This window comes from Megamonas sp. Calf98-2 (assembly GCF_900110235.1).
GTDB lineage: Bacteria > Bacillota > Negativicutes > Selenomonadales > Selenomonadaceae > Megamonas > Megamonas funiformis.
This window is the reverse complement of sequence record NZ_FOCY01000047.1, coordinates 1-9,648: the sequence shown is the minus strand read 5'-3', so window position 1 is coordinate 9,648 and position 9,648 is coordinate 1. Positions and strand designations below refer to the sequence as shown.

At 27.9% G+C, this 9,648-nt stretch carries 12 protein-coding genes; 6 read left to right on the top strand and 6 right to left on the bottom strand.

All coding sequences use genetic code 11. From position 1 onward, the window contains the following. The first annotated feature begins 85 nt into the window (after positions 1 to 85). The 6 genes from BMX03_RS11185 to BMX03_RS10490 all read left to right on the top strand — a co-directional run bounded on the left by BMX03_RS11185 (position 86) and on the right by BMX03_RS10490 (position 4,758). Positions 86 to 1,003 (top strand): hypothetical protein, encoded by a 918-nt coding sequence (locus BMX03_RS11185; protein ID WP_091695303.1) that lies wholly within the window; start codon positions 86 to 88, stop codon positions 1,001 to 1,003. Then, positions 969 to 2,030, top strand: coding sequence for a hypothetical protein (locus BMX03_RS10510; protein WP_091695300.1), 1,062 nt, complete (start codon positions 969 to 971; stop codon positions 2,028 to 2,030). Before BMX03_RS11185 ends, BMX03_RS10510 begins: the two co-directional genes overlap by 35 nt. 18 nt (positions 2,031 to 2,048) lie before the next feature. Beyond that, on the top strand, positions 2,049 to 2,747 hold the full coding sequence (locus tag BMX03_RS10505) for an OmpA/MotB family protein (protein WP_091695297.1): 699 nt from the start codon (positions 2,049 to 2,051) through the stop codon (positions 2,745 to 2,747). Further along, entirely contained in the window at positions 2,744 to 3,574 is an 831-nt protein-coding gene (locus tag BMX03_RS10500) for an HNH endonuclease (protein WP_091695295.1), read from the top strand. Before BMX03_RS10505 ends, BMX03_RS10500 begins: the two co-directional genes overlap by 4 nt. Before the next feature lie 86 nt (positions 3,575 to 3,660). Continuing rightward, a complete protein-coding gene (locus BMX03_RS10495; protein ID WP_255361489.1) occupies positions 3,661 to 3,837 on the top strand; it encodes an Ada metal-binding domain-containing protein in 177 nt (58 codons plus the stop codon). Between the two features lie 492 nt (positions 3,838 to 4,329). After that, the gene (locus BMX03_RS10490) at positions 4,330 to 4,758 is read left to right on the top strand and encodes a hypothetical protein (RefSeq protein ID WP_234970781.1); all 429 of its coding nucleotides are present in this window, start codon (positions 4,330 to 4,332) and stop codon (positions 4,756 to 4,758) included. 109 nt (positions 4,759 to 4,867) lie between these two features. Here the strand turns inward: BMX03_RS10490 and BMX03_RS10485 are convergent, their stop codons facing one another. The 6 genes from BMX03_RS10485 to BMX03_RS10460 all read right to left on the bottom strand — a co-directional run. Continuing rightward, positions 4,868 to 5,596, bottom strand: a complete 729-nt coding sequence (locus tag BMX03_RS10485) for a Bax inhibitor-1/YccA family protein (RefSeq protein WP_008537597.1) — start codon at positions 5,594 to 5,596, stop codon at positions 4,868 to 4,870. 172 nt (positions 5,597 to 5,768) lie between these two features. Continuing rightward, positions 5,769 to 6,794: a LacI family DNA-binding transcriptional regulator gene (locus BMX03_RS10480; protein ID WP_091695292.1), complete on the bottom strand. Its 1,026-nt coding sequence runs from the start codon at positions 6,792 to 6,794 to the stop codon at positions 5,769 to 5,771. Between the two features lie 58 nt (positions 6,795 to 6,852). Beyond that, on the bottom strand, positions 6,853 to 7,725 hold the full coding sequence (locus tag BMX03_RS10475; protein WP_091695290.1) for a ribokinase: 873 nt from the start codon (positions 7,723 to 7,725) through the stop codon (positions 6,853 to 6,855). A 170-nt stretch (positions 7,726 to 7,895) separates the two neighbouring features. Then, a complete protein-coding gene (locus BMX03_RS10470; protein ID WP_015563354.1) occupies positions 7,896 to 8,234 on the bottom strand; it encodes a hypothetical protein in 339 nt (112 codons plus the stop codon). Positions 8,235 to 8,313: 79 nt separating this feature from the next. Further along, on the bottom strand, positions 8,314 to 9,345 hold the full coding sequence (locus BMX03_RS10465) for a purple acid phosphatase family protein (protein WP_255361488.1): 1,032 nt from the start codon (positions 9,343 to 9,345) through the stop codon (positions 8,314 to 8,316). A gap of 70 nt (positions 9,346 to 9,415) precedes the next feature. After that, positions 9,416 to 9,648, bottom strand: a 233-nt coding sequence (locus BMX03_RS10460) for a zinc ribbon domain-containing protein (RefSeq protein ID WP_019000020.1), incomplete at its 5' end; no start/stop codon positions are given.

Below are 9,648 nucleotides of genomic sequence, written 5' to 3'. Positions count from 1 at the left end.
ATAGAAAGAACCTCTATACGAATACGTTCAGATATGGTAAGATGATGATAGCTCATTATGAATTTTCCTTTCGTGTGGATTTGGTGTGGTAACTTTATTTTACACGAAAATTCATAGTGAGTTTTTTATTTTTCTAGGTGTCGCACTTCATTATACAATCCATCATACACATAACCTCGAAAAAAGTGTACCAGCTTTATTAGATGGTATGAAATCTGCATTTTTTACTTCTATTGTTGGTATGGCTGGTTCATTAGGAACAAAATGGTGGCAAAGAAAAAAACAAAAAGAATATGACTTATCTCAACCATTAGATGAAGTCGATGAAAACGCTACTATTGCTACATTAATAGAATATTTGCAAGAAAAAAATATTGAAACCACAAAATTTAATACTCAACTAATACAAACGCTTCAAGAGCAAAATATACATAACACTAATTATCATGAAGAAAAAATCAAATTAGATAAACATCTTCTTGATGCAATTAATACTATGAGTAAATCTATTTCTGGCGAAAGTGATACAACATTACTATCACAATTAAAAAACTTAAGAATTGCTATTATTGATGAAGAAAAAGAAACTCGTTCAGAAATACAACTTATGCGTGAAGGAATGATATCTGCTTTCAATGAATTTGCTCATCAAATGGCTGAAAATAATTCAAAAGCATTTATTAAAGCTTTAGAAGAAACTATTAAAGATTTTAATACTAAGATTCAAGAACAATTTGGAGAAAACTTTAAGCAACTTAATATTGCTGTAGGTAAATTACTTGTATGGCAAGAAGAATATAAAAATACTATTATTGAAGTAACAGAAAATCAAAAAGTGATTTTTGAAGGTATTGAACAAGCAAAATCTTCATTAAAAGATATGGCAAATAATTCATATAGTATACAAGAATCTGCTCAATTATTGTCAAATATAATTTTAACAGCTCAAAAATATCAAGAAGAATTGCTTGTTTCCTTTAAATACACTAGTAGAAATTTCTAAAGAAGCAAAACAATTCATACCTGCATTAAATGAAACATTGACACAAGCTACTAATAATATAACTATGTCATCTTCTTTAGCTCATGAACAGATAGCTAAACTACATAATTTAGCTCAAGAAAATATGACAAAATCTATACAGGAAACAACAGAATTAGCTCAAAAAGCTATTCAAAATATCGATTACTATTTAGCAACAACTCAAAATAGCATTAATAAAACATCTGAACAAATATCTTCTTTATCAAATAACGCTACTGAAAATATGGATAAATATTTAAAAGAAGCTCAAGATAGTGTTGCTATTTCCGCTAAAGAAATATCTTCTTTATCAAATAAAGCAACTGAAAGTATAGATCAATACTTAGGAAATGTAGTTAATAATCTAGAGCATCATGATACTATATTACAACAATCATTTAATGCAACTAATAAAGCAATTGAAAATACTACATCTACACTTGAAAAAAATGTAACTGATTTTCATAAAGATTTAAAAAATAAACTAGATGATGTCAATATTAAATTTAAAGATAATCTTAATGATTTAAATAATAAAACTAACCATATAATTGAAAAACAAATCAATGTTATGAATGAAAATATTGAAAAAATATCTATTTCTGCTATAGAAAAATTAGACAAAGATATTCAAAATATGCTAAAACGACTAAAAGATATTTCCGATAGCATGATTAAAATGATTAATACTCATGAAAGTGAATTAAATAATGCTTTTGATAAAACAAATAGAGCTATAAGTGCTTCTACAGATAAATTAGAACGTAGTGCTTTAGAAGTTACACAAAATATTTCTGATAGATTAGTAGAAATGAATAAACAAAACACAGAAGCACTTCGTAAAACTACAGAAAATGTAAATAAAAATCTTGAAGATGTTATGGGTGAATCAATGAAACAATTTGCTAATCAATTAGCTTTAATCTCAAATAAATTTGCCCAAGATTATATTCCATTAGCAGAAAAATTAAGAGAAGTAGTACAAATTAGTAGAAGAATATCTTAAGTATGGTGATGTTTTATTATGCAAAAACGTAAATTTAAAGTTACTGAAAATTATTGGATGTCTGTTTCTGATATGATGTCTGCATTAATGATAATTTTCTTATTTATAGCAATTGCTTTTATGATAAAAGTACAACAGCAACAAGATACTATGAACCATCTCATTATTGATTATAGAGATGTAAAAGTTAACATCTATAACGATTTATATAATGAATTTAAAAATGATTTTTCAAAATGGGATGCAGAAATCGATCCACAAACATTATCTATAAGATTCCAAGAACCTGATGTATTATTTGCTACTGGTTCTAAAGAAATAAATCCAAAATTCAAAGCCATATTAGATGACTTTTTTCCTCGATATATTACAATACTATCTCAAAAATATGGAAATGATATTCAAGAAATTCGTATAGAGGGACACACTTCATCTGAATGGAATGGTCAACATGGTACAATGGATGCTTATTTCAAAAATATGGAACTTTCACAGGCTCGTACAAGAACTGTACTAGAATATACTATTACTCTTCCAGCCGTTACTAATCAACAAGAATGGTTAATTGAAAAAATTACCGCCAATGGGCTTTCTTATAGTCAAAGAATAAAAGAAAATGGTGTTGAAAATCCTGATAAATCTCGTAGAGTTGAATTTAGGATTAGAACAAAAGCTGAAGATACAATGGATGAATTAATAAAGGATAGATTCGAATGACTTTACTTAGAAATATAAATTTTTCTGATATATTTAGCGATATAAGAGACAATATGAATATTGATAATAAATTAATAGTCGATAAGAATTTTGGTAAATTTTCATTTAATACAGATTGGGAAACTATCGAAATATCTGGTATAACAATTACTCCATTAGATAAAAATTTCTCAATTAAAAATAATGAACTATTTTATAAAAATACTAAAGTTCTATTATATATACGTGATCAAGCTATGTATGGACAACCTGAAGATGCTTTAAAAAATTATAAATCTGCTTATAAATTTCATTTGTCTTGGTGCCAAACATTACAAACTATATTTAATAGTGGAAAATATGAAAAATATGTCGTTTCAACTAGACAAGATGATGTACTTTTAGTTCGAGCAATTGGAAGTAATAATAAAGTATATGAATCTGAACAAAAACTTCATGTTTGTAGATATTGCTTAAGTACATTAAATTATAAAGGATATAGATACGCCACTAAAGCACAAAAAGATAAAATTTATAATGAATTTTCATTAAAAGAATTTTTTAATGTACAAAACAGCGATTATTCTTTCCACGATATGCCTAAACATGATGAATATAGTGCAAAAACTAATATTTATCCTGACAATTGGGAGCATGTTTCTGAATTACACAGGAAATTATGTCATTATCAATGTGAACGCTGTGGTAAAGATTGTTCACATGATCATAAATTACTACATGTCCATCACATAAATGGTAATAAACAAGATTTACGCCAAACAAATTTGATTGCGTTATGTCGTGAATGTCATATACAAGAACATCCTCATATGAGAAACTTATATTAAAATAACAAAGGACGTGTATTTTATGTTTAAACAAACTAAAAAGAAAACTGCCATTATTTTATTAACTTTAGTTAATTAATTTATTGATGACCTTAAATATAGCAACAGCTACAACTTATATTGGTTCATCTCAAAGCAATAAATTTCACTATACAGATTGTCGCTGGGCTAAAAAAATCAATCCTGGTAATGCCATATATTTTAGTAGTCGTGAAGAAGCTTTTAGCTATGGATATGTACCTTGCAAAGTATGTAAACCATAAAATATTAAATTTAATCAATTAAAATTTTAATTAAGACTTAGTTTTTCATTTAATAAACTAAGTCTTTTTATTTTTTATTAATCATTTTTGAAAATTTAATTGAATTATTAGAATAAAACGAATATACTTTAAATAGTACATTAGTTTATACTTAGATAAAAACAAATCAAATATCCCTTTTTCTAACAAATCTCTTAAAACTATTAATAAATTTCAAAGGAGTGTATATCCACAAAGATTAATTAAATAAGTATTTCACTAAAATGACAATTAAACATATTATTTTCAAGCTAACTAATGTACTAATCAAGAAGCTAATCTTTTAGAGAAGTTTTTAATTATTAATGTTGATAAATCATCAAATATAAATTATTTGCAATTAATCATTCTCTATTAAATTACAGTGATATTCTATTTTATTAATCTAAATAATATTACGCTAAGCTTCCAATGAAATTTACTAAAAAGTTATGAAAAGAGATGAATATTATCATGGAGAACTCTAACAAACAAGCACCAAACTTTTTAACTAAAAAATTAATCAATTTCGGTGATACTCACAAAGAACAAACAGATTTATATCTTGCTAATATAAAACAAGATAAATTTTATAAAAAAGATTCATTTATCATCATTACATGGCTTTTATTTTATCCACTAGGTATCTTCTTAATGTATAAATATAGTCTCAAGCTAAGAAAATTTAGACATTTATTCAATATTTTACCTCTAATTGTAATTGCTCTAGCTAACAAAACCATAGCTATGATTTTAGGTTTATGTATACCTTTTATCTTCATTCCTATTTTTACCATCAGCCTTTTTTATTGCTTAGTTAGAAAAAGATATTTCATGCCTTCTTGTGCAGGTATTATTGCAAGTTGTATCGGATTTTTAGTATTTACATTCTTTCATATTTAATAATTAACAAATAAAAAAGCTATTTGAGCATATATCCATTTTTGATGTGCACCCAAAATATAGGATAATCTCAAATAGCTTTTTTATTAATCTTTAATCATTTTATTTATCAGTCATCATTGCCAAACATAGCCATAATCATCTGTAAAAGTCTTAAAATCTCGATATAGAGCCATACAAGAGTTAAGAGTAAACCAAAAGCACAGAAGTATTCATAGTACTTCGGAGCCCCATAAGCTACAGCTTGTTCAATATTATCAAAGTCTAAAAGCAAATTAAATGCTGCTACACCTGCGATAATAAAGCCAATTGCTATACCAAAAATACCACTTGTTGGCATCATATGGAAACCGAATAAACTTGCAATGATATTCACGAAATAGAAAATCGCTACAGCACCTGTCATGGAAATAATCACAGAACGTACTGTTTCTGTAACTTTTATAATACGTGTTTTCCATAAGACAAGCATTAAAATCATTGTAGCCAAAGTAATTCCTACTGCAATAGCAGAAATACCAAAATACATTCTTTCAAATTGAGCAGAAATAATACCAAGCACTGCACCTTCAAAAACGGCATAGCCAGGTGTTGTCATTGGTGCTAAATGTGGTTTAAAGCAAGTAACAAGTGTTAAAACTACACCCACAATCATACCTAATATCAATACACCATAAGCAGCTGGGCTATTGGCTAAAAATACACCTGAAGCAATTGCTGATGCAATAGTAACAAGTGTCAAGCCAAATGCCTTTGTAATCGTGCCTTTCAAAGTGGCAGGAGAATCTACATATTCTGTAGACGCCTTGCCTATTATTTTCATAGCTGGATTTGCCATTAAAATCCTCTCCTTAAACATACATAAATTCTTTCTTTTTATTATATCATACTATTTTATAGTATGATAGGTAAGATTTATTAAATCTATATTAAATTTAAATCAAAAATTCATGCATATCTATTCAGGAAAATTATATATTAGTTAAGTATCTTTAGATATACTTAATTTTTTAACTTATAGCTTTTGTACTACTTCTAACAATCAATTTAGGTTCTAAAATAATGATTTTACTATCTATATTTTCCTCACTATTTACTAATTGATTAATTACTTCTGTTGCCTTTTGTCCAATTGCATCTATCGGTTGACGAACTGTTGTCAAAGGAACTTCTAATAATGACGCAAACGCAATATCATCATAACCCACGATAGAAATATCTCTAGGTACTATTAAATTATGTTCTTTGATACTAGCTAACGCCCCCATAGCCGAGAAATCATTTGCTGCAAATATTGCTGTTATATTTTTCGCTAATAAATTATCACAGCCTATTTTCCCTTTTTCAAAAGAATAATCACCTTCAAAAATTAGATTTTCATCTATTTTTATACCATTATCCTTCAATGCTTGTTTATAGCCTGCTAGTCTTTGTCGTGCATCATCTAAAATTAAAGGTCCTGTTATACAGCCTATCTTCTTATGCCCTAATTTTATCAAATGTTCTGTCGCCAAATATGCACCTTGCAAATGATCAACACTGATTTTATATTTGCCAATATCAAACATATCACGGTCAATTAGACAATATGGTATCTTATTATCCTCTAAAAAATTTATGGTTTCTTCAACTTCTTTTTCCGTGCTATTAGCTGCCATACTTAAAAAGATACCATCGACCATATAATCACAGAGCATTTTTAAATGCTTTAATTCTTGTTTATGATTATTATCTGAATTACAAATCAATAAATTCCAGTCGTATTTATGACATTCATCTTCTAAAACTTTAGCTGTATATGAAAAAAACTGATTTCTAATGTCCGGTAATACAAAACCAATAATATTACTTTGTTTTTTTACTAAGCCTACAGCCATCTTATTTGGTCTATATCCCATTTCTTTTACAGCTTTAGCAATGATTAATTTTGTTTCTCGAGGAATATGATTTGCTTTATCATTTAATACCAAAGAAATTGTTGTAACTGAAAAACCTGTTTTTTGTGCTATATCCTTGATAGTAACACGTGACTTCATATTTATTCAAACCTTTATTATTTATTTATAAATATTATAGAAAAAATGTTTTTTCAGTTCAATCCACTTCTGCAATTTTAGGAATAGAAATACTTGCTCCTTTTCTTGATACTGTAATTGAAGATGCTTTGCTTGCTTTTTGTAAACTTTCTTCAATAGATTTACCTTGTTGTCTTAAAGCAATGAAATAGCCTGTAAAAGTATCTCCAGCAGCTGTTGTATCTACAGCATCAACTTTATATGCAGGTTGGAAAATATTTATATCTTTATGACGATAATATGCACCTTTATCACCAAAAGTTAAAATAATTTCTAATTCAGGATATTTGCTAGCTAAACTATCTAATATATCTTCAACTTTTTCTTTACCAGCTAAATATGCCCCTTCATGTTCATTGACAAAAATTCCATCTATTGCCTGCATATTATATTTATTAAGGTTTTCATTGATTGGTGAAGGATTTAGATAAATTTTCATTTGTTTAGCTTTTGCTACTTCAATAATATAATCAATATTGGAAATTTCATTTTGTAAAATTAAAATATCACCTTGTGCAAAATCTTGCATCACTTCATCAATATAAGCTTTGTCCACTTCATAATTAGCTCCATGGAATAAAATAATGCAATTCTGTCCATGTTTATCAACTTGAATAATAGCCTGTCCGCTTGCTGTCTCTACTGTTTTAATCAAAGATGTATCTACATTATTATCTTTTAAAGCTTGTAATAAAATCTCTCCATCTTTACCAACACAAGCAGCATGCATGATATTTCCGCCAGCTTTAGCTACGGCAATTGACTGATTTAAACCTTTACCGCCTACACTTTCACTAAAACTTACGGAGTCGATAGTTTCTCCGCCTTTTACAATTTTTTCAACAGCATAAACCTTATCAATATTTAACGAACCGAAATTTAAAATCTTCATAAATAACTTCTCCTTTATTTTTATCTATTTTAATAAAACGTTTTACTTGATTTTTAAAAACTATAATTATAATACAATCATTTTTTCAATTAGTCAATATTATCTAAAAATAAAAAATTATTTATAAAAAAGCTTTCTACATAGATAAAAAATCTTGTAGAAAGCCCTTTTTATTTTACAAGCTCTATTAATTTTTGTTTTACTGCTGGTAAAAAGAATTTACAATTTCTCATCTGTGTTTCACTAATACCAAAAGTTTCGCCATCTTCAATTAAAGCGATCAAATTATCCACAGCACCAGCCATTACACAAAGTTCTTTAAATGTAAAATCATTTACACGATTAGTAAATTTATCTAAAGATAAATGTGCTAAATCTTTTGCTTTTTCTTCTTCTTTTTTTGAAGTCAATCCAGCAAAATCAGTCTGTAAAAAAATACTTAAAGCAAATCTTATTACATTTGCTTCTTCTCCAGAAAATAAAGCCTTTTGAGAATTTAATGGTAACATTTTAAAACCTCGCTATTTATGTATTATACTAAATATCAATGTTTTTCATTATACCATAAATTTTATTGTTAATATATTATTATTTTGTCAAAGTAACTGTATCTATCTGTGTACTATCTGGCAAATAACAATTAAAAGTTAAACTATTTTCATCAGCTTCTAAAACTAAATAATTATTAGTTTCTGGTTGTGGTGGTACATATTCATCAAGTGGATTTTTATGCCATAAACTTGGATAACGCACATTACCTGCTACGCCTGTGAGTATATACAATGTTCCCTGTTCATTTTGTGCAAAATCTCTGATTAAAGCTCTGCGTCTATAAGTGTGTAAATATGCTGTTAATACTGCATCAACATCATATTTATCAAATATCGGCATATAGATTTCACCATGTCTGGAAAAGCTTATTTCATCACCTAATGGTTTTGCATCTCTGCCATAATTTAAAATATCTCTATGCATTAATACAACTTTCCATTTTTTATCTGTAGTAGCTAAATCATTTTCTAGCCATTTAATCTGTTCATTTAATAAATCTGGCTCAAATTCTGCCATTTCATCATCTTGAGTATTAATCACAGTAAAATGAACATCACCATAATCAAATGAATAATATTGATTTTGATATTTATCATTTCCATTTGTTGGTAATTTAAACATTTCTAAATACACATTTGGCATAGCTACTTGCCAATCAGTAGTATAAGTTTCATGATTTCCTTGCACTGGTGCTACTGGTATATTATTTACCATTGGTTCTACGCCATCAAACCAGCCATTCCACTGCACTAAATCATATCCATTATCTACTAAATCGCCCATATTTATGAAAAAATCACTATCTTGATTATTTTGCCATGCATTCATTGCTAGTGATTCCCATTCAGTATAATCATTTGATTGAGAATCAGGGAAAATCAAAGCCTTGAATTTATTATTATTTTCTTTTGCTGTTTTTAATTTATACCAATCACTGCGATTATTTTCAAAACCCAATCTATAATCATAGACCATATCAGCTTTTAAATTTTCTAAAGTTACAGCATAAATATAAATCTTCTTATTATCAATATCTAAAACACTTTTCTGTGGTTTAGCTTTTGACATACTCCCCATGCCTAAAGGCAGGGGATTCTTAGATACAAACGATACTTGCCTACTAAAATAGCAGGTCTTACTATATCTCTCCAAAGAAGGTTGATGCCCCAACCTTCCATATATTTATAGCAGCATTTCTATCTCTATCGTGGCTGGTTTTGCACTTTGCGCAAATCCACTCACGAACTGCCAAATTTTTAGTTTCAGGATTTTTTGTACCACAAACATGGCAAATTTGCGAACTTGGATAGTATCTATCTATCTTTTGCACTATTGAGCCAATTTCTCTCGCTTTATATTCAAGAATTTTTA

Bases quoted from the DNA above. Each gene is read 5' to 3' on its own strand.
- BMX03_RS10485 (WP_008537597.1), bottom strand. From the start codon at position 5,596: ATGGCAAATCCAGCTATGAAAATAATAGGCAAGGCGTCTACAGAATAT.
- BMX03_RS10505 (WP_091695297.1), top strand. From the start codon at position 2,049: ATGCAAAAACGTAAATTTAAAGTTACTGAAAATTATTGGATGTCTGTT.
- BMX03_RS10495 (WP_255361489.1), top strand. From the start codon at position 3,661: ATGACCTTAAATATAGCAACAGCTACAACTTATATTGGTTCATCTCAA.
- BMX03_RS10470 (WP_015563354.1), bottom strand. From the start codon at position 8,234: ATGTTACCATTAAATTCTCAAAAGGCTTTATTTTCTGGAGAAGAAGCA.
- BMX03_RS10465 (WP_255361488.1), bottom strand. From the start codon at position 9,345: ATGTCAAAAGCTAAACCACAGAAAAGTGTTTTAGATATTGATAATAAG.
- BMX03_RS10490 (WP_234970781.1), top strand. From the start codon at position 4,330: ATGGAGAACTCTAACAAACAAGCACCAAACTTTTTAACTAAAAAATTA.
- BMX03_RS10500 (WP_091695295.1), top strand. From the start codon at position 2,744: ATGACTTTACTTAGAAATATAAATTTTTCTGATATATTTAGCGATATA.
- BMX03_RS10475 (WP_091695290.1), bottom strand. From the start codon at position 7,725: ATGAAGATTTTAAATTTCGGTTCGTTAAATATTGATAAGGTTTATGCT.
- BMX03_RS10480 (WP_091695292.1), bottom strand. From the start codon at position 6,794: ATGAAGTCACGTGTTACTATCAAGGATATAGCACAAAAAACAGGTTTT.